Below are 17,962 nucleotides of genomic sequence, written 5' to 3'. Positions count from 1 at the left end.
ATTATAAAATTTCTGCTACTACAAAGGTGCTTCCGCCAATGTATATAAAATCAGATTTTGCTGCGTTTTCAATTGCTCTTTTATAAGCTTCTGAAACAGAATTATATACTTCGCCTTTCAGTTCGAAAGTTGCTGCTTTTTGTTTTAAAATTAGAACATCCAGCCCGCGAGGAATATTAGGTTTACAGAAATAATAGATTGCTTTTTTAGGGAATAATGGTAAGATTTCATCTAAATCTTTGTCATTTACAACTCCCAAAACAATATGTAAAGTATCAAAATCTTCTTTTTGTATTTGATTTAATACAATTTCCAGTCCGTTTTTATTGTGTGCCGTGTCGCAAATAACTTTTGGAAACTGATTCAATTGTTGCCATCTTCCCTGAAGTCCGGTGTTTTTTACCACGTTCAACAAACCAAATTTTGTATTTTCGGGAGTGATTTTAAATTCGCTCTGACTGTTTAAAACAGTGATGGTTTGTAAAACTGTCTTTTTATTATGAATTTGATAATCGCCAATTAAATCAGAAGGATAGGTTTCTGAAATTAAATCAGCAGCAAAATAAATTTCCGAATTGCATTCTTTGGCTTTAGCCAAAAAAACAGGTTTGGTTTCAGGAGTGTATTCTCCTATTATTACAGGAATGTTGGGTTTGATAATTCCTGCTTTTTCGAAAGCGACAGCTTCTAATGTATTTCCTAAAAATTGTGTGTGATCCAATCCTATATTGGTAATCACCGAAATTAATGGAGTGATGATATTGGTAGCATCTAATCTTCCGCCCATTCCCACTTCAATAACGGCGATGTCTACTTTTTCTTTGGCAAAATAATCGAAAGCTAATCCAACGGTCATTTCGAAAAAACTCATGTCATTGGATTCAAAAAAACTTTTGTGCTCATTGATGAAATCAGTGACAAATTCTTCAGATATATCCTTTCCGTTAATTTTTATGCGTTCCCGGAAATCCTTTAAATGTGGTGAAGTGTACAATCCAACTTTATAACCAGCCTCTTGAAGTATGGATGCCAACATGTGTGATGTAGAGCCTTTTCCGTTGGTTCCCGCAACATGAATGCACTTTAGTTTTTCTTGTGGATTATTAAGATGAGCTATGAGTAAATGTGTGTTGGTTAAATCTTTTTTATAGGCCGAAGCGCCCTGAAGTTGGTACATCGGGAGTTGATTAAACATCCAATTTATGGTTTCCTGATAGTTCATTTTTGTAATAAAATAGTAGTTGTTTAAAATATTTTTCGATTTTTTTAGTTTAATAGTACATCGAAAAGTATCTTTAGTGCAAAATTGAAATAATTTTTAGAATTAATGATTAAAATACAATAATATTATATGTTTAGTTTTATACAATTACAGGCCGACACCATTACCAACGCTGCTTCAAACGTAGTTATCGAAAAAATTGCTCCAAATACCGAAATATCCACTTTGGGATTCCTTTTAAAAGGTGGTGTGTGGCTTATCCCAATCGGGATTCTATTATTTTACACTTTCTATCTGATTATTGAACGCTATTTGTACATCAGTAAAGCATCAAAAATTGATGCACTTTTGATGCGCGATGTTCGGGATAACCTAAATTCAGGAAATCTTGATTTGGCTAGATCCATTGCAGAAAGAAATAATACCGCTTCGGGTAATATTGTAAAAGAAGGTATTCTGGTTATTGGGAGACCAATTATTGAAATCGAATCCAATATGGATCGTGCTGCAGACATCGAAATAGGAGGAATGGAAAAGCATTTAGGTCATTTGGGACTTATTGCCGGTATTGCACCTACATTAGGATTTATTGGAACTATTTCTGGAGTTATTAAAATATTTTACAGTATTTCGGTAACTGAAAACATTAGTATTGGTAATATTTCTGGAGGATTGTATGAGAAAATGATCAGTAGTGGTGCTGGATTAATTGTAGGTATTATTGCGTATAGCGGATATCATTTATTAAACGGTAAGATTGATAATTTTGCTTTAAAAATTCAAAAACAAATATTAGAATTTGTAAATATTATTCAAAGATCATAATATGTCTATAAAAAGAAAAAGAAGATTTCATGCCGAGGTCGCGACTTCTTCATTAAGTGATATTATGTTTTTTCTGTTGTTGTTTTTCTTGATTATATCAACATTGGCGAATCCTAATGTTATCAAGATGACGTTGCCAAAAGCACAATCTAACGAGAAAACAAACAAGCAATACATTAGTTTATCTGTCACAGAAGATAAAAAATTCTACATCGACAAACAGCCTGTTTCATTTGAAGAACTGGAAACGACTTTGATGTCTAAAATGGATGCGACAAAGGACCAGACGGTTGTCGTGAGAATTCCATTCAATTTACAAGTACAAGACTTAGTTGACGTACTGCAAATAGGAGTGAAGAACAATCTGAAGTTTGTGATTGCCACCAGTCCTAAGTGATTTTATTAAGCGTTTTACAAAGCAATCGCATTAGTTAAGCTGATTTTAAAATAAAAAAAATGCCTCGAATTATCGAGGCATTTTTTATTTAGTGTTATATAATTTTAATTCAAATTGAAATTGTAAACAATCTTACCTACTTGCTTTTCTGGTGCATCGCTGCTGGCGTCCCATCTCGTGTTCATCGCAGCAATTCGGGCTTGATCTAACAAACATTTTGCGGTATTCGTAGTTCCTTTTACACCGGCAACTGCATTTACAGTCCTTCCGGTTCTGTCTACAGAAACTTCTACAACAACTTTCCCTTGTTCATTACACGTGTATTTTGGTGCGGGTTTAGATAATGCTTTTCGGTTTCCTAAGGAGTATCCAACTCCTCCGCCAGAACCACTTCCAGTTCCTCCTCCACTTCCGGAGCCATAGCCACTGCCAGTTCCTATTCCGGTTCCAGTACCATTTCCTCCGCCTGTTCCTCCACCGGAACCACCCGTTCCATAATAACCGTTAGAACTCAAGCTTCCGTTGGCTTTTCCTTTGTTTCCGGCTGCTTTGTCATCGCCATCGCCACCTTTATTAGAACCTTTTAGAATACTGGATAAAGCATCATTTGTATTGTTAGAAACTTTAGGTTTTACAACTACTGGTTTTGTTTCTTCTTTTACAACGACTGTTGGTTTTTTAGTTTTTTCTTTCGTCGGAATGACAACCGTTTCTTCGGAGCTGTTTTCCTGAGATAAAATAGCTTCGTCAGGAGTTGATTTTGCAGGCGTTTGTTTGGTTTGATTTTTTACTTCCAAAACTTCGCTTTTATAATTTGCTCCAGAACCTAAATCGCTGTCGCCAAAATTTACTGTAACGCCACCGCCACCACCGCCACCAGCAAGTTCATCCATGTTTGCGGGAGGCCAAAAGCGGATGAAAAATAAAATTAACAACATTGTCGCATACAAAAGAATGGATAGTGCTAACGATTTCTTTTGATCTGATGAAATGGTGGAACTCATTTGTATTTTAAATTTTAAAAAGTGTATTACTAAAAAACGTTGAAAAGTACTAAAAATTGTCAAGAGTAAAAAGCGACTGCCAGAATATAAATAATATTGCTTTCGCTTAAAACTAGAAATAAGAAAAAGGATTAAATAGATTTTAAAATCTGCTTAATCCCAGTTCCGATAAATAGTAAAAAAATTATTTATTTTAAGTAAGCTGCTTCAATGCGATTTCAAAAGCAGTGGCACTAATATTTGTTTTACTTGGATTCAAAGCATGTGCTTTTTCAATTGCTTTTTTGATGATTTCCGAAGTATCTTGGAAGATTGCTTCATCAGTCATTTGTACTTTCTTTTCCATGAAGTAAGCAAAAACACGAGCCATACCACAATTAGAAATAAAGTCAGGAATTAAACTCACTTTATGATCTACATCTTCCATAATTGGACCAAAAAAGATTGCTGTGTCGGCAAAAGGAACATTCGCACCACACGAAATTACTTCAAGGCCATTCGCAATCAAGCTGTCAATTTGAGATTGAGTTACTAATCTGGAAGCGGCACATGGAGTGAATATTTCAGCGCCAATAGTCCATATTTTTTGATTGATTTCTTCAAAAGGAATCATGTTTTCAGCAACCAGTTTGTTTCCGTCTTTTGCAAGAAATAAAGCTCTTATTTCTTCGAAAGAGAATCCTTCCTCATTGATTAATCCTCCGTCTCTGTCGATAATACCAATTACTTTAGCGCCCATTTCGGCTAAGTAAAAAGCGGCAGCAGAACCTACATTTCCAAAACCTTGTACGATTGCTTTCTTTCCTTTTACATCTCCACCATAGATTGTATAATAATTACGAACAGCTTCTGCAACGCCATAACCGGTAATCATATCAGCAATAGTATATTTTCTGGAAACATCTGGTGAGAATTTTGGATTTTCAATCACTTTCACCACACCTTGACGCAATTGTCCAATTCTGTTGATTTTGTCTGCTTCGGTCGGTTTGAAATGACCGTTAAAAACACCTTCTTGCGGATGCCAAACACCACATTCTTCCGTCATAGGAATTACTTCGTGAATTTCATCTACATTTAAATCTCCACCGGTACCGTAGTAACTTTTCAATAATGGAGAAACGGCTTTATACCAACGTTGTAAAACGCCTTTTTTTCTTGGATCGTTCGGATCAAAATTAATTCCAGATTTAGCACCGCCAATAGCAGGCCCGGAAACCGAAAATTTCACTTCCATGGTTTTTGCCAAAGACAAAACTTCATTCATATCCAACCCTTTTCTCATACGAGTTCCACCACCGGCAGCACCACCACGAAGCGAATTGATGACTGTCCATCCTTCGGCTTCTGTTTCAGCATCTTTCCAATGGAAAACTATTTCAGGTTCTTTATTTTCGAATTTCTTTAATAAATCTTTCATTTGTTGCGATATGTTTAATTTAGGCAAATATAAAAAATAGAATAATGTGAATTATTTATTTTTAATTTTATTTTGGAGAATAAATAGTTCCCGAACTATGATCTGTTTTTGCACCTGTAACGCTACTCAAAACATTGATTTCTCCGCGTAATTTTAAAACACCGAGTAATGCAAAAATCAGCGCTTCTTTGAATTCCAATATTTTAGCGGACGGAATTATGATTTTTATTTGCGGTAAATGGTACTGAATTCTTTCGATAAGAAAATCATTATAAGCGCCACCGCCAGTTATAAAAAGGCTTTCGTTTTTATTGGGCAAAGCCAAAGCAATTTGTAGCGCCACATGTTCCGTAAAAGTGTGTAATTTGTCTTCAATGGGAATGGAATATGTTTCGATGATAGGTAAGATAGTTTCTTTTACAAATTCGAAACCCAACGATTTAGGATGTTTTTTTTGGTAGAAATCCAACGCATTTAATTCATTTAATAAATCTTTGTTGCAGATTCCTGTTCTTGAAATACGGCCTTTGTCATCATAATCCAATCCCAATTGATTGGCATAAAAATTCAAAACAGTGTTTACAGGAGAAATATCAAAAGCGATTCTTTTGTTGTTTTGTTCGAAAGAAACATTCGAAAAACCGCCTAAATTCATGCAATACTCATATTCAGAAAATAAAATTCGGTCGCCAATAGGAACCAAAGGTGCGCCTTGACCGCCAAGTTGTACGTCCTGAACTCTGAAATCACAAACGACAGTTTGGTTAATTAAAGTAGCTATTTCGTGTAAATTACCAATTTGAAGTGTGAATCCGTTTTGTGGTTGGTGCAAAATAGTATGTCCGTGGGAACAAACAGCATCGAGGTCTTTTATTTCGTATTTTTCGATAAAATCAGAAATAATAACAGCCAGAAGTTGCGTGTAGTCTTGATTTAATTTTTCGAGAGCATCCTTAGAAAAGTCGACAGCTATTTTCAATTTGTTTAACCAATCAATGCTATACGAAACGGTTTCAGATTCCAGGATTTGAAAGTCCCATTTGTTGTTTTTGACAGTAAAGACAATATGCGCCAAATCGACTCCGTCCAGCGAGGTTCCGGACATAACACCTATAATAGTATACTTTTCTTTAAACATTGGCTAAATTTACGAAATCGTTTGAAATTTGATATTTAATAATTACTTTTGACGACAAATTTAAGAACATTTAATTTACAATAAAAATATGGATTTTAATCTAACCGAAGAGCATTTAATGATTCAACAAGCCGCTAAAGATTTTGCTGTAGCAGAATTATTACCTGGTGTTATTGAACGTGATGAACATTCAAAATTTCCTACTGAGCAAGTGAAAATGATGGCCGATTTAGGTTTTATGGGAATGATGGTCGATCCTAAATACGGTGGGTCTGGTTTAGACAGTATTTCGTATGTTTTGGCAATGACAGAAATCGCCAAAGTGGATGCTTCAGCAGCTGTAATCATGTCAGTTAATAATTCTTTAGTTTGCGCTGGTCTTGAAAAATATTGCAACGAAGAGCAAAAAATGAAATATTTGGTTCCGCTTGCAAAAGGGGAAGTTATTGGAGCTTTTTGTTTATCAGAGCCTGAAGCTGGAAGTGATGCGACTTCGCAAAAAACGACTGCGATAGATAAAGGAGATTATTACTTATTAAATGGTACTAAAAACTGGATTACTAACGGGTCAACTGCATCAACATATTTAGTTATTGCTCAAACGGATATTGAAAAAGGACACAAAGGAATCAATGCTTTTATTGTTGAAAAAGGTTGGGCTGGATTTGATATTGGACCAAAAGAAAAGAAAATGGGAATTCGCGGAAGTGATACGCATTCATTAATGTTTTCGGATGTAAAAGTTCCTAAAGAAAATAGAATTGGTGTTGACGGATTTGGATTTGCTTTTGCAATGAATGTCTTAAATGGCGGAAGAATAGGGATTGCATCTCAAGCGTTAGGAATTGCAACTGGAGCGTACGAAATTGCTTTAAAATATTCTCACGAGAGAAAAGCATTTGGAAAAGAAATTTTCAATCATCAGGCTATTGCTTTCAAACTGGCTGATATGTATGTAAAAGTAACTGCTGCAAAATTATTGGTAATGAAAGCGGCTTGTGAAAAAGATGAAGGTAAAGATATCGCACATTCTGGTGCTATGGCAAAGTTATACGCGTCAGAAATAGCTTTAGAAGTAGCAAATGAAGCGGTTCAAATTCATGGAGGAAACGGTTATGTTGCTGAATATCATGTGGAACGTATGATGCGTGACTCTAAAATTACTCAAATTTATGAAGGAACTTCTGAAATACAACGAATTGTAATTTCAAGGGGATTAGTTTCTTAAAGGATATAAAATAGTTCATCAAAACCCTTTCCAATTTCGGCTGGAAAGGGTTTTGTTTTTTAAATCGTTTTTTTAATACATTTACTGAAAGAATTTTTTTATGTATGAGGATTTAAAATATTGGTATTTGCGCGATCACAAATTGTTTCGAACGTTGAGTTTTGGACAAATCAGACAATTGTGTATTATCACCGGTTTTAAAAAAGCAAAGAAAGGTGAGATTATCTATTTTTCTTCTTCGGATTTGCCAAGAATTTTTCTGCTGAAAAAAGGAAATATAAAGATTGTTGCTGTCGATGAAGACGGGAATGAAACGATTAAAGATATTATTCAAAAAGGAGATTTATTTGGAGAACTGACTTTGGAAGCTGACAGCCAGTCCAATGAATATGCAAAAGTGCTTTCGGATGATGTGGCCATTTGTAGTTTTCTAATGTCGGATTTTGAAGATTTATTGTTGCGAAATCCAAGTCTGGCTTTGTCCTACACAAAGTTCGTAGGGCTAAAAATGAAACGGATTAAGAACAGTTATTCTAATTTGATTTCTAAAGACGCAAAAACCAGATTGTTTCAGTTTCTAAAAGATTGGGCTGAAAAAGAAGGTAAAAAAATAGAAGATAAAGTGGTAATTGAAAATTATCTGACCCAAAATGATATTGCGCAAATTATCTGTACTTCAAGGCAAACAGCAACTCAATTGCTTAATGAAATGGAAACGAATGGTACCATCATTTACAGTAGGAAAGAAATCATTATAACGGATATCCGTAAATTATAATTATTTTAGTGGAACTGTAATCTAGCCGACAAATCTATTCGAAATTGCACAGTAGTTTTACAACATCAAAAAGTAACACTATGAAAAAAATAATTTGTCTGGCTTTATTTGTAATTGGATTATCCGTTCAGGCTCAAAATGATTTGCCAAAATTGGCTACGGAAATTGCTCCACTACTTATTGGAGAAAAAATTCCTAATTTCAATTTAAAATCAGTAGAAAATACAAATGTTAATTTAACAGAATTGATCAGTAAGAAAAGGACCGTTTTAGTATTTTATCGTGGTGGTTGGTGCCCGTATTGTAATGCACATTTAGCGGCATTGGGAGAAGCCGAAGAACAATTACTGGATTTAGGATATCAAATTATCGCGATAAGTCCGGATGCTCCAAAAAGCTTGAAGGTAACGGATGATAAAGAAAAATTAAATTATTTATTATTATCGGACAGTACAGGTGAATTGTCTAAAGCTGTTGGAATTGCTTTTCAAGCTCCAGAAAATTATAAGAGTACGATAACTAAAGGTTCCGAAGGTGTGAATAGTTCTTTTTTGCCTGTTCCTACAGTGTTTATTTTAAATGTAAATGGTGAAATTGAGTTTGAATACATCACACCTAATTTCAAAAATAGAATTTCAAATGATTTGTTGATTGCCGTTGCAAAATCTTTAAATAAATAATCATGAAGAAGCTACTATTTATTCTAACCGTATTGTGTACTTTTTCTGGCTTTTCGCAAAAGGACAACAAACGAGTGACTCTTTTTAATCTTGAAAAAAATGTGGCTATTCAAGGATATGATCCAGTGGCTTATTTTAAACAAGGAAAAGCAGTAAAGGGGAAAAAAGAAATAACAGCATCGTATGAAGGTGTGGTTTATTATTTTTCGATGCCGGTAAATAAAGAATATTTTTTGAAAAATCCTTCAAAATTTGAACCTCAATACGGAGGTTGGTGTGCCTATGCAATGGGCGATTCCAATGAAAAAGTGTCTATAAATCCAGAGACTTTCAAGATTAGTAATGGAAAGTTGTATTTGTTTTACAATGCTTTCTTTAATAATACATTGAAAAGCTGGAATAAAGAGGAAACCAGATTGATGATGAAAGCGGATGCGAATTGGAGTAAAAGGATTAAATAAAAAAAAAACAGGAATTATGAAATCAGGTATATTTTTCTGGATAATGCGACTCGCCGTGGCGGTGATTTTAGTGCAAACTTTGTACTTTAAATTTACAGCGAGTGAAGAATCAGTTTATATTTTTTCTGCTCTGGGAATAGAACCGTATGGAAGAATTGGCACTGGAATAGCCGAGTTGATTACGGTAATTTTGATTTTAATCCCAAGAACTTCGTTATTTGGTGCTATAATGGGTTGCGGCGTGATGGTTGGTGCGATTTTTGCTCATCTGTTCGTGCTTGGGATTGAAGTGAAAAATGATGGTGGTACGCTTTTTATTTTGGCACTAATTACCTTTCTTTGTTGTGTTACTTTAGTTTTTAAGGATAGGACTAAAGTGATGAATTTGTTGAATTAAAACTTAAATATGCTAATACCTTCTATTAATAATAGTTTAAACGAACTAATTGATTTGCTAAATCAATTGTCTCAAAAAGAATATTCAAATTCTTGTACGGAATTAAGTAATGCAACTATTGGGGAGCATACAAGGCATATTATTGAAATGTTTCAATGCTTAGAAAATCAATATGATTTAGGCATTGTGAATTATGATAAAAGAGAACGAAATACCCGTATTCAAACGGATACTGCTTTTGCTATTGAAAATATTGTGTTGATTCAACAAAATTTAGATAAAAAAAATAAAAACATCGAGTTGCTGCAAATTATTGATGGAGAGGAAATTCGAATTGAAAGCAACTATTTCAGAGAATTACTGTATAATTTAGAACATTGCATTCATCATCAGGCACTTATTAAAGTAGCTATTTTACAATGTGAAACAGTTATAATTGACGCTAATTTTGGAGTTGCCCGTTCTACAATAGAATATAGAAATCAATGTGCACAGTAAGTTTTGTTGCAACGAATGATAAAATTATCATTACTTCAAATCGGGATGAAAAAACAGTAAGACCGAGTGCAATACCTCCAAGAAGTTATACCGTAAACGGGAAAAATCTTATTTTCCCAAAAGATCCAAAAGCAGGAGGAACCTGGTTTGTGGCTAATGCAGACGGAACAATTTTGGTGCTGTTAAATGGCGCCGACGAAAAACATGAAGTACAACTTCCATATCGAAAAAGCCGTGGTTTGATTGTTTTAGAGATGATTAGCAGTATTTCCCCTAAGGATTTCTGGACAGAAATTGATTTGGAAAACATAGAGCCTTTTACATTAGTTTTATTTCAAAACAATGCTCTTTTTCAATTGCGCTGGAACGGAAAAGAGAAAGAAACGACATCTTTGGACATTCATCAAAATCACATTTGGTCTTCATCGACTTTGTATCCATCAGCGATTCGTGAAAAACGTGCCAACTGGTTTCATACTTTTATGCATGACAATTTTCAAATTTCGGAATCAAAAATGCACGATTTTCATCGCTATACCGAAGAAGGAAATGATGAAAACGGTTTAGTCATCAATAGAAATGACGAGATGAAAACCTTAAGTATCACGCAATCGGTTATTGAAAAAAATAAAGTAGCTATATTGCATTACGATTTGATTGCACAACAGGATTTTTCGACCTCATTTATCACCGTTTAAAGAACTTAATTTGAAACTTTTTTTTCATAAAATTACGCATTGGGAATACTGGCCTTTTCAGATTGTTTACATTCCAATTTATTTTCTTTGGTCCTATTATTCTATCAAGGCAAAATCTATTTTTTTCTTTAATGCTTCTAATCCAACCATAAAAAATGGAGGTTTTATGATGGAGTCCAAAAAAGAAATCTACAATTTGATTCCACAAAAATATTACCCAAAAACGGAATTAATAAAAGAAGGAATTGCTCTTGAAAAAATTGTTAATACTATTGAAGAAGCAAAAATAAAATATCCTTTGATTGCCAAACCAGATATTGGACTGCGAGGATCTGGGGTTAAAAAAATTAATACCATTGATGATTTAAAAGAATATGCTGAAAAAGCAAATTTCGATTATGTAGTTCAGGATTTAATTCCATACGACAACGAAGTTGGGATTTTTTATGTGCGTTATCCTCATGAAAAAGCCGGCAGAATTACCGGAATAGTTTCCAAAGAATTTCTGATTATTACCGGAAACGGATTCTCTACCGTAGAAGAATTAATTAAAGAAAATCCACGATACGAACTGCAATTAAAGGTTTTGAAACAGGAATACGGAAAAAAACTACTCGATATTCTTCCAAAAGGTGAAAAATTAAATTTGGTACCTTATGGGAATCATGCACGAGGCGCAAAATTCATTGATGGAAGTCATTGGATAACACCAAAATTGACGGAAACAATAAACGAAATGTGTCTGCAAATTCCAGGTTTCTACTTTGGTAGATTGGATGTGATGTACAATACAATTGAAGAATTAGAACAAGGATTGAACTTTTCTGTCGTGGAGCTTAATGGCGCTGCAAGCGAGCCCACACACATTTATGATCCAAAGCATTCTTTGTTTTTTGCATGGAAAGAACTTGCGCGTCACATTACGTATATGTATGAAATAAGTGTGGCAAACCATAAAAATGGCGCTCCGTATTTACTGCATAAAGACGGGATGAAAGAATACAGAATGCATTTGGAACAAAGCAATAAAATTGTAAATTTCTAAAATTATGAAGGCATTAAAAAACATTTTTGTTGGTTTTTTAGTGAGCTTTATCGGTTCGATACCCTTGGGATATTTGAATGTAGTAGGTTTTGAAATTTATTCAAAAACAGGAATGAAAAGTTTGATTCTCTTTTTATTGGGAGTGATTTTTGTGGAGATGTTTGTGATTTATTTCACTTTAATTTTCGCAAAACAATTGGTCAACAATAAAAAATTAATGAAGATTATTGATTTTTTTGCCGTTTTCTTTCTGTTGATTTTAGGGTATTCTTTTTATGCTAATTCCAATCAAACAATGGAAGAGCCAGGTATTTTAGAGAAATATGCAATGTATTCTCCTTTCCTGATTGGTGTATTTTTGAACTGTATCAATTTTCTTCAATTGCCATTTTGGACCGGTTGGAATCTTTATTTAATGAATGGGAATTATATCTCCATTGTAAATAAGCTAAAATTATATTATGTTTCAGGGACTTTAATAGGTACATTTTTTGGAATGATGACTTTGGTCTTGATATTAAATAGCTTGTCTCAAAACACAACCGGCTTTTCTAAATATGTAATGCCAGTGGTGATTCCGTCATTTTTTGTAGTTTTAGCTATTGTTCAAATGGTAAAAGTCTACAAGAAATATTATGGAAATAAAGTCACATTATAAAAAAATAAATCTCAATATTATGAAAAAAGCATTCCTGTCTCTTTCTTTTATTTTCTTCGGTTGTTTGTCAGCTTCGTCAGTAATTGCTCAAACCGCGAGTGATGCGCAATTAAAAATTGTTGAGGCTGAATATAAAGTAACAGAAAATGACGTTGCCGAGACTTTAAAATATTTAGCTTCGGATGAATTGGAAGGAAGGGAAACCGGAAAAGCAGGAATGGTAAAAGCCGCTGATTATTTGGAGCAGTTTTTCAAAAATAACAATGTGAAACCGTATTTCAAATCGTATCGCGATACCTTGTCTACATTTAAAGAACCAGCTTTCAATATTCTAGGTTTTATTGAAGGAAGCGACCCAGTTCTTAAAAATGAATTTATAATTTTAAGTGCTCATTACGATCATATAGGCTTGGATAAAAAAGGCATAAATGGTGATTTTATAAATAATGGAGCCAATGATGATGCATCAGGAACAACTGCAGTTGCTGAAATGGCAAAATATTTCAGCATTGCCAAAAATAATAAACGAAGCATTCTTTTTGTGTTTTTTGCAGGAGAAGAAAAAGGGTTGCTAGGGTCTAAACATTTAGCCAAAAAACTAAAAGCACTAGATTTTAAATTGTATGCCCAGTTCAATATTGAAATGATTGGTGTACCAATGAAAAGAGATTATCTAGCTTATATTACCGGTTTTGATAAATCTAATATGGCAGGTAAAATCAATGAATATACTGGAAAAAATACGATTGGTTTTCTTCCAAAAGAAGCCGAATATAAATTATTCTACAGGTCAGATAACTTCTCTTTTTATGATGTTTTCAAAGTGCCTTGCCAATCCGTGAGTACATTTGATTTTGAAAATTTTGAATTCTACCATCATGTTTCAGATGATTTCAAAGCAATGGATATTCCGCACATGACTTCCTTTATTCAGCAATTATTGCCTGCTGTAACGCTAATGGTGAACACGCCGACACAAGAAATTATAATGCTTAAATAGTTTAAGAAACTGCCTAACTCATATCATACGCCAAAATAAAGTACTCGTTATTGTTGAATTGAAAATCTCCAATAATGGTCCATTTTAGTTTTTCGGTATGCGCTTTCCTAGACGGAATGTTGATTTTGTTGATGAAAGTTAAGGCCAATGGATATTTATGAAGCATGTGTGTTCTCATGAATTCAAACAGCGGCGATATCAATCCCTTGCCGCGATATTCTTTGTGAATGCAAATAGGGCCATATTGAAAACTATTGTTTGTGGTGATTTCAAAATCCAAAAAGGTCAGCTCCGTAAACAAGGAACTCATGTAATTGAAAATGGGCCATTGTTTGAAAAAATCCCAACTTCCTGCAAAAATGTAAGCAATGATTTTGTTATTGTCTTTGGCAATAAATAAGTTGTTTTCATTGATGACTTCGGTTAGTTGTTCAATGGTAAATGGCGTGGTAACAAATCCGGAAGCTTTTTCTTCTTCGGATAGATTAGCTACAAGGTACAATTCCTGTAATGCCAATACGCCATCAATATCAATTATTTTTGCAGTTTCGAATTGTATGTTTTCTGTCATTTTATGAAAATTCAGATGTTAATTTGGTTTGTCAAAAATAAGTAAAATTATAGGAATCTTTAATTTTTATTACAGCAAGAATCCTTTGCGTAAAGCATTAGTTTTTTGTCGTTTTTGTTTATTTTTGCTCTATGAAAAATATTATCATCACAGGAACAAGTAGGGGAATAGGATTTGAGTTGGCATTGCAATTTGCTAATGCTGGACACCAAGTATTAGCCATTTCCAGAAAAATTCCTCAAGCTTTATTAGGCAACGAAAATATTACCTGTCTTTCGGTTGATTTAGCTACTGAGTCTGAATTAGTGAAAGTAAACGATTTTTTATCCAAATCTTGGAAACAAATAGACGCAGTCGTTCATAACGCAGGAAGTTTATTGCTAAAACCTTTTTCAGAAACAACTCAGGAAGATTTTGAAAATATCTATAAAGTCAATGTTTTTGGAGTTGCTAATTTGACTCGAATTTGCCTGCCTTATTTACAAAAAGGAAGCCACGTAGTAACAATAAGTTCTATGGGCGGAATTCAGGGAAGTTTAAAATTTGCCGGATTGGCAGCCTATAGTTCAAGTAAAGGAGCTGTTATTACGCTATCAGAATTATTAGCTGAAGAATATAAGGAACGTGGGATTTCGTTTAATGTTTTGGCTTTGGGTTCTGTGCAAACAGAAATGCTGGCTGAAGCTTTTCCAGGCTATCAAGCGCCAATAACAGCGGGTGAAATGGCAAATTATATTTATGATTTCACCTTGACCGGAAATAAATATTTCAACGGGAAAGTGTTGCAAGTTTCTTCTACCAATCCGTAACTTGGAGTTATAAATTTTAAGTTATGAGCGAAACACTTTCAAGATATTTACCAGAGCATGCGGTAAAACCCGTTTTCGAACTTATTGTTGCCAATCAAGTGCATCTTAAGATTGTAAACGAGCGTCAGACGCGTCATGGTGATTATCGAAAAGGGTTGAATGGAAAGCATGAAATCACGGTAAATTCAAATCTGAATAAATACAAGTTTTTGATTACGTTGATTCATGAAATCTCGCATTTGGTCGCTTTCGAAAAATTTGGAAGAAATATAAAACCTCATGGTAACGAGTGGAAATATTCTTTTCAACGGTTGATGATTCCTTACATTCGACCAGAAATTTTCCCGAATCACTTATTGCCTTTATTGGCGAGGCATTTCAAAAACCCAACAGCCAGCAGCGATACTGATGCTACTTTGGCTTTGGCACTGAAACAATTTGATCAGCAAAATGATAAAAATTATGTGTTCGAAATTCCTTATGGAAGTGTTTTCCGAATCCAAAACGGAAAGATTTTCAAGAAAATAGCCATAAGAACCAAGCGTTTTGAATGCTTGGAAATGAGTTCTGGGAAAACATATTTATTCAATCCAAATGCTGAGGTAGAATTGTTGAAATCAAGCTAGATTTACTCTTTCAAATATGCTTCTCGTACTTTTTTGAATAAATTAGAAGAATAAACAAAGGCAACGACAGCTTCGTTATCAGTTCTGAAAATTTCTTCTTTGGTTCCTTCCCAAGCTTTTAAACCATCTTTTAAGAATAGGATTTTCTCTCCTATTTCCATAACGGAGTTCATATCGTGAGTATTTATAACCGTTGTGATATTGTATTCTTCGGTGATTTCTTTGATAAGATTATCAATCAAAATAGCTGTATTTGGATCTAAACCAGAGTTTGGTTCATCACAAAACAGGTATTTTGGATTGTTTACAATCGCGCGTGCAATCGCTACCCGTTTTTGCATTCCTCCTGAAATTTCCGAAGGTAGTTTTTTATGGGCGTCAGTTAAGTTGACTCTTTTTAATACAAAGTCTACGCGCTCCTGAATTTTTGAATTGTTGTCTTTGGTGAACATTTTCAACGGAAAACCTACGTTTTCGGCTACAGTCATGGAGTCAAACAAGGCACTTCCTTGAAAAACCATTCCTATTTCAGTTCGTAAATCTCGTTTCTCATCTGGATTTAATTCAGAATAAATTCTCCCGTCAAATGAAATTGTTCCAGATTCTGGAGTGTGAATTCCTAGAAGACTTTTAAGCAAGACGGTTTTACCAGAGCCACTTTGTCCAATAATTAAATTCGTTTTTCCTGTTTCAAAAATCGTGGAAACTCCTTTAAGGATTTTGATACCGCCAAATGATTTTTCTATGTTTTTTACTTCTATCATGAGCCAAGTAACAATTGAGTTAATATGTAATTAAAAGTAATTATGGTAACTGAGGTCCAAACAAAGGATACGGTACTTGCGCGTCCTACTTCGAGTGCGCCACCTTTCATATAATACCCGTGAAAAGAAGGGATAGTTGCTAATAACATGGCAAAAATCAATGTTTTAAGGAAAGCATAAACGATGTGGAATGGAATAAAATCCAATTGAGCCCCATTTATAAATTCGTCACTTGAAGTAAATCCGCCGTAAACACCAGCCATCCAGCCACCCAAAACACCCAGAAACATACTGATTCCAATAACGAAAGGATAAAGTAGTAAAGCTATTATTTTTGGGAAAACCAAATAGTTTAAGGAGTTAACTCCCATCACTTCTAGAGCGTCAATTTGTTCGGTTACTCTCATGGTTCCAATACTTGATGTGATAAAAGAACCCATTTTTCCAGCCATAATCACTGAAATAAAAGTAGGGGCAAATTCTAATATTACAGATTGTCTTGTGGCAAAACCAATAAGGTATTTTGGAATTAATGGATTGGTCAAGTTCAATGCAGTTTGTATGGCAACAACACCTCCAACAAAGAAAGAAATGAATGCTACAATACCAAGGGAACCAATGATTAAATCGTCTATTTCCTTAAAAATTAGATTTCTCATCACAGACCATTTTGTCTGTTTATTGAAAATTTCTTTGAGCATTAAGAAGTATCTTCCTATCTGCGTTATATATCGAATGAGCATCATAGTTTTGTGAATATGGGCTAAATTACAAAAATAGTTATGAGTTATAAGTTATGCGTTCGTAGTTTTCGTTAGAAAATTTTTTCTTTCATTTTCTTCAAACGATACTTGCGAATAAATTTAGCTTGTTCTGCGGTTACCAATAATGGTGTTTTAGCTGCTTTTGCTTTCCAAAAACCTTTGATGTAATCTAAAAAAAGTAATGGTTTCTTTTTCATCATCGCCAGTTTTGCAGAAGCTATCGAAGTGATTAAAAATCCGTAGCCTAAAGTATAAAACGCTTCTCCTTGTTTGTAACGGGCAGTCTTATTGTAATTAGCTCCAGTTGGTTTTAAATGTTTCACGATTAAGGAAGCATCGGTAACGACTTTCCATCCGTAAAATTTTGACAATAATTCATCAACAGTATCCCAACCCATAGCTGGTTTTAAATTTCCTATTTGTTGGAAACATGCTTTTTTATAGGCTTTAAACGCACCACGAATATGATCTTTATCGGTTAGATTTTCCAGAATCCATTCGCCATTTTTTTCAATGTAGGCAAATCCGCCAGCCATTCCTATTGTTGCATCTTTTTCGAAAATGTTTAAGATAGTTTCGAAATAGTTGTTGGGTAGAATTAAGTCGGCATCCAGTTTTACGATAACATCATACTCTTCGTCCAATGTTTCGAATCCTTTATGAAAAGCCTGAATAACTTTACTTCCCGGTAAATGTATTGCGCTGGAAGTTTTGTTTACTAAAGAGATAAACGGATTTTCTTTGGCGTAAGCGGTTACTATTTCAGCTGTTTTATCAGTAGAATTATCATTGACAATCACTACTTTTTTTGGTAAAACAGTTTGAGAAATCAAAGAATCTAAAGTTAAAGCGATGAAAGCTTCTTCGTTATGAGCCGGAATAACAATATAATAATTCATTTAAAATATTTTTGAATGAAGATTAACGATCCTTGATTTCAGATTTTTACATCCATTATCACAATCATAAATCGACATTC

The 17,962-nt window shown here is 34.1% G+C and carries 22 protein-coding genes; 14 read left to right on the top strand and 8 right to left on the bottom strand.

The annotated features are described in order from the left end of the window. Position 1 precedes the first annotated feature (1 nt). Complete coding sequence (locus QLS65_RS12575) at positions 2–1,222, bottom strand: bifunctional folylpolyglutamate synthase/dihydrofolate synthase (RefSeq protein WP_282718147.1); 1,221 nt, start codon at positions 1,220–1,222, stop codon at positions 2–4. Between the two features lie 129 nt (positions 1,223–1,351). Between QLS65_RS12575 and QLS65_RS12570 the strand changes: the two genes are divergently transcribed. Further along, a complete protein-coding gene (locus tag QLS65_RS12570) occupies positions 1,352–2,047 on the top strand; it encodes a MotA/TolQ/ExbB proton channel family protein (RefSeq protein WP_099713491.1) in 696 nt (231 codons plus the stop codon). A 1-nt stretch (position 2,048) separates the two neighbouring features. After that, positions 2,049–2,444, top strand: a complete 396-nt coding sequence (locus QLS65_RS12565; protein WP_282711824.1) for an ExbD/TolR family protein — start codon at positions 2,049–2,051, stop codon at positions 2,442–2,444. A gap of 104 nt (positions 2,445–2,548) precedes the next feature. Here QLS65_RS12565 and QLS65_RS12560 read toward each other — a convergent pair whose 3' ends face one another. From QLS65_RS12560 to QLS65_RS12550, 3 genes are all read right to left on the bottom strand, one after another. Further along, positions 2,549–3,448, bottom strand: a complete 900-nt coding sequence (locus tag QLS65_RS12560) for an energy transducer TonB (protein WP_282718144.1) — start codon at positions 3,446–3,448, stop codon at positions 2,549–2,551. Positions 3,449–3,641: 193 nt separating this feature from the next. Beyond that, positions 3,642–4,868, bottom strand: coding sequence for a Glu/Leu/Phe/Val dehydrogenase dimerization domain-containing protein (locus QLS65_RS12555; protein WP_282711823.1), 1,227 nt, complete (start codon positions 4,866–4,868; stop codon positions 3,642–3,644). A 67-nt stretch (positions 4,869–4,935) separates the two neighbouring features. After that, positions 4,936–6,006, bottom strand: a complete 1,071-nt coding sequence (locus tag QLS65_RS12550; protein ID WP_282718141.1) for an anhydro-N-acetylmuramic acid kinase — start codon at positions 6,004–6,006, stop codon at positions 4,936–4,938. A gap of 88 nt (positions 6,007–6,094) precedes the next feature. Here QLS65_RS12550 and QLS65_RS12545 point away from each other — a divergent pair, with 88 nt between their 5' ends. From QLS65_RS12545 to QLS65_RS12500, 10 genes are all read left to right on the top strand, one after another. Next, on the top strand, positions 6,095–7,234 hold the full coding sequence (locus tag QLS65_RS12545; RefSeq protein WP_121340926.1) for an acyl-CoA dehydrogenase family protein: 1,140 nt from the start codon (positions 6,095–6,097) through the stop codon (positions 7,232–7,234). A 127-nt stretch (positions 7,235–7,361) separates the two neighbouring features. Then, positions 7,362–8,012: a Crp/Fnr family transcriptional regulator gene (locus QLS65_RS12540; protein WP_282718139.1), complete on the top strand. Its 651-nt coding sequence runs from the start codon at positions 7,362–7,364 to the stop codon at positions 8,010–8,012. 80 nt (positions 8,013–8,092) lie between these two features. Further along, positions 8,093–8,692 carry a peroxiredoxin-like family protein gene (locus QLS65_RS12535; protein WP_282718136.1) on the top strand — a complete coding sequence of 200 codons (600 nt, stop codon included), beginning with the start codon at positions 8,093–8,095 and terminating at the stop codon, positions 8,690–8,692. Between the two features lie 2 nt (positions 8,693–8,694). Continuing rightward, entirely contained in the window at positions 8,695–9,153 is a 459-nt protein-coding gene (locus QLS65_RS12530) for a YHS domain-containing (seleno)protein (RefSeq protein WP_282718134.1), read from the top strand. A gap of 16 nt (positions 9,154–9,169) precedes the next feature. Beyond that, complete coding sequence (locus QLS65_RS12525; protein WP_282718132.1) at positions 9,170–9,550, top strand: DoxX family protein; 381 nt, start codon at positions 9,170–9,172, stop codon at positions 9,548–9,550. Between the two features lie 9 nt (positions 9,551–9,559). Beyond that, complete coding sequence (locus QLS65_RS12520; RefSeq protein WP_113636783.1) at positions 9,560–10,048, top strand: DinB family protein; 489 nt, start codon at positions 9,560–9,562, stop codon at positions 10,046–10,048. After that, complete coding sequence (locus QLS65_RS12515; protein ID WP_282711811.1) at positions 10,036–10,746, top strand: NRDE family protein; 711 nt, start codon at positions 10,036–10,038, stop codon at positions 10,744–10,746. The genes QLS65_RS12520 and QLS65_RS12515 overlap by 13 nt, the downstream gene beginning before the upstream one ends. 10 nt (positions 10,747–10,756) lie before the next feature. Further along, the gene (locus QLS65_RS12510) at positions 10,757–11,791 is read left to right on the top strand and encodes an ATP-grasp domain-containing protein (protein ID WP_282718130.1); all 1,035 of its coding nucleotides are present in this window, start codon (positions 10,757–10,759) and stop codon (positions 11,789–11,791) included. A gap of 4 nt (positions 11,792–11,795) precedes the next feature. Next, positions 11,796–12,449 (top strand): hypothetical protein, encoded by a 654-nt coding sequence (locus QLS65_RS12505; protein ID WP_282718128.1) that lies wholly within the window; start codon positions 11,796–11,798, stop codon positions 12,447–12,449. Between the two features lie 19 nt (positions 12,450–12,468). Further along, complete coding sequence (locus QLS65_RS12500; protein ID WP_282718124.1) at positions 12,469–13,449, top strand: M28 family peptidase; 981 nt, start codon at positions 12,469–12,471, stop codon at positions 13,447–13,449. A 13-nt stretch (positions 13,450–13,462) separates the two neighbouring features. On the opposite strand, the gene QLS65_RS12495 is transcribed toward QLS65_RS12500, so the two are convergent. After that, positions 13,463–14,020: a GNAT family N-acetyltransferase gene (locus tag QLS65_RS12495; RefSeq protein WP_282718122.1), complete on the bottom strand. Its 558-nt coding sequence runs from the start codon at positions 14,018–14,020 to the stop codon at positions 13,463–13,465. Positions 14,021–14,151: 131 nt separating this feature from the next. On the opposite strand from QLS65_RS12495, the gene QLS65_RS12490 reads away from it, so the two are divergent. Then, positions 14,152–14,829 carry an SDR family NAD(P)-dependent oxidoreductase gene (locus tag QLS65_RS12490; RefSeq protein ID WP_282718121.1) on the top strand — a complete coding sequence of 226 codons (678 nt, stop codon included), beginning with the start codon at positions 14,152–14,154 and terminating at the stop codon, positions 14,827–14,829. Positions 14,830–14,852: 23 nt separating this feature from the next. Further along, entirely contained in the window at positions 14,853–15,455 is a 603-nt protein-coding gene (locus QLS65_RS12485; RefSeq protein WP_282718116.1) for a SprT-like domain-containing protein, read from the top strand. A 2-nt stretch (positions 15,456–15,457) separates the two neighbouring features. Here QLS65_RS12485 and QLS65_RS12480 read toward each other — a convergent pair whose 3' ends face one another. The 3 genes from QLS65_RS12480 to QLS65_RS12470 form a co-directional block, all read right to left on the bottom strand. Beyond that, entirely contained in the window at positions 15,458–16,219 is a 762-nt protein-coding gene (locus tag QLS65_RS12480) for an ABC transporter ATP-binding protein (RefSeq protein ID WP_099713472.1), read from the bottom strand. Further along, a complete protein-coding gene (locus QLS65_RS12475) occupies positions 16,216–16,965 on the bottom strand; it encodes an MlaE family ABC transporter permease (protein ID WP_099713471.1) in 750 nt (249 codons plus the stop codon). The genes QLS65_RS12480 and QLS65_RS12475 overlap by 4 nt, the downstream gene beginning before the upstream one ends. 68 nt (positions 16,966–17,033) lie before the next feature. Next, entirely contained in the window at positions 17,034–17,882 is an 849-nt protein-coding gene (locus QLS65_RS12470) for a glycosyltransferase family 2 protein (RefSeq protein WP_282718114.1), read from the bottom strand. Positions 17,883–17,962: the final 80 nt, after the last annotated feature.

It is taken from the genome of Flavobacterium algoritolerans, from assembly GCF_030010385.1.
Taxonomy (GTDB): Bacteria; Bacteroidota; Bacteroidia; order Flavobacteriales; family Flavobacteriaceae; genus Flavobacterium; species Flavobacterium algoritolerans.
This window is presented reverse-complemented; position numbering and strand designations above follow the sequence as displayed.

Bases quoted from the DNA above. Each gene is read 5' to 3' on its own strand.
- QLS65_RS12575 (WP_282718147.1), bottom strand. From the start codon at position 1,222: ATGAACTATCAGGAAACCATAAATTGGATGTTTAATCAACTCCCGATG.
- QLS65_RS12570 (WP_099713491.1), top strand. From the start codon at position 1,352: ATGTTTAGTTTTATACAATTACAGGCCGACACCATTACCAACGCTGCT.
- QLS65_RS12565 (WP_282711824.1), top strand. From the start codon at position 2,049: ATGTCTATAAAAAGAAAAAGAAGATTTCATGCCGAGGTCGCGACTTCT.
- QLS65_RS12560 (WP_282718144.1), bottom strand. From the start codon at position 3,448: ATGAGTTCCACCATTTCATCAGATCAAAAGAAATCGTTAGCACTATCC.
- QLS65_RS12555 (WP_282711823.1), bottom strand. From the start codon at position 4,868: ATGAAAGATTTATTAAAGAAATTCGAAAATAAAGAACCTGAAATAGTT.
- QLS65_RS12550 (WP_282718141.1), bottom strand. From the start codon at position 6,006: ATGTTTAAAGAAAAGTATACTATTATAGGTGTTATGTCCGGAACCTCG.
- QLS65_RS12545 (WP_121340926.1), top strand. From the start codon at position 6,095: ATGGATTTTAATCTAACCGAAGAGCATTTAATGATTCAACAAGCCGCT.
- QLS65_RS12535 (WP_282718136.1), top strand. From the start codon at position 8,093: ATGAAAAAAATAATTTGTCTGGCTTTATTTGTAATTGGATTATCCGTT.
- QLS65_RS12530 (WP_282718134.1), top strand. From the start codon at position 8,695: ATGAAGAAGCTACTATTTATTCTAACCGTATTGTGTACTTTTTCTGGC.
- QLS65_RS12525 (WP_282718132.1), top strand. From the start codon at position 9,170: ATGAAATCAGGTATATTTTTCTGGATAATGCGACTCGCCGTGGCGGTG.
- QLS65_RS12520 (WP_113636783.1), top strand. From the start codon at position 9,560: ATGCTAATACCTTCTATTAATAATAGTTTAAACGAACTAATTGATTTG.
- QLS65_RS12515 (WP_282711811.1), top strand. From the start codon at position 10,036: ATGTGCACAGTAAGTTTTGTTGCAACGAATGATAAAATTATCATTACT.
- QLS65_RS12505 (WP_282718128.1), top strand. From the start codon at position 11,796: ATGAAGGCATTAAAAAACATTTTTGTTGGTTTTTTAGTGAGCTTTATC.
- QLS65_RS12500 (WP_282718124.1), top strand. From the start codon at position 12,469: ATGAAAAAAGCATTCCTGTCTCTTTCTTTTATTTTCTTCGGTTGTTTG.
- QLS65_RS12495 (WP_282718122.1), bottom strand. From the start codon at position 14,020: ATGACAGAAAACATACAATTCGAAACTGCAAAAATAATTGATATTGAT.
- QLS65_RS12490 (WP_282718121.1), top strand. From the start codon at position 14,152: ATGAAAAATATTATCATCACAGGAACAAGTAGGGGAATAGGATTTGAG.
- QLS65_RS12485 (WP_282718116.1), top strand. From the start codon at position 14,853: ATGAGCGAAACACTTTCAAGATATTTACCAGAGCATGCGGTAAAACCC.
- QLS65_RS12480 (WP_099713472.1), bottom strand. From the start codon at position 16,219: ATGATAGAAGTAAAAAACATAGAAAAATCATTTGGCGGTATCAAAATC.
- QLS65_RS12475 (WP_099713471.1), bottom strand. From the start codon at position 16,965: ATGATGCTCATTCGATATATAACGCAGATAGGAAGATACTTCTTAATG.
- QLS65_RS12470 (WP_282718114.1), bottom strand. From the start codon at position 17,882: ATGAATTATTATATTGTTATTCCGGCTCATAACGAAGAAGCTTTCATC.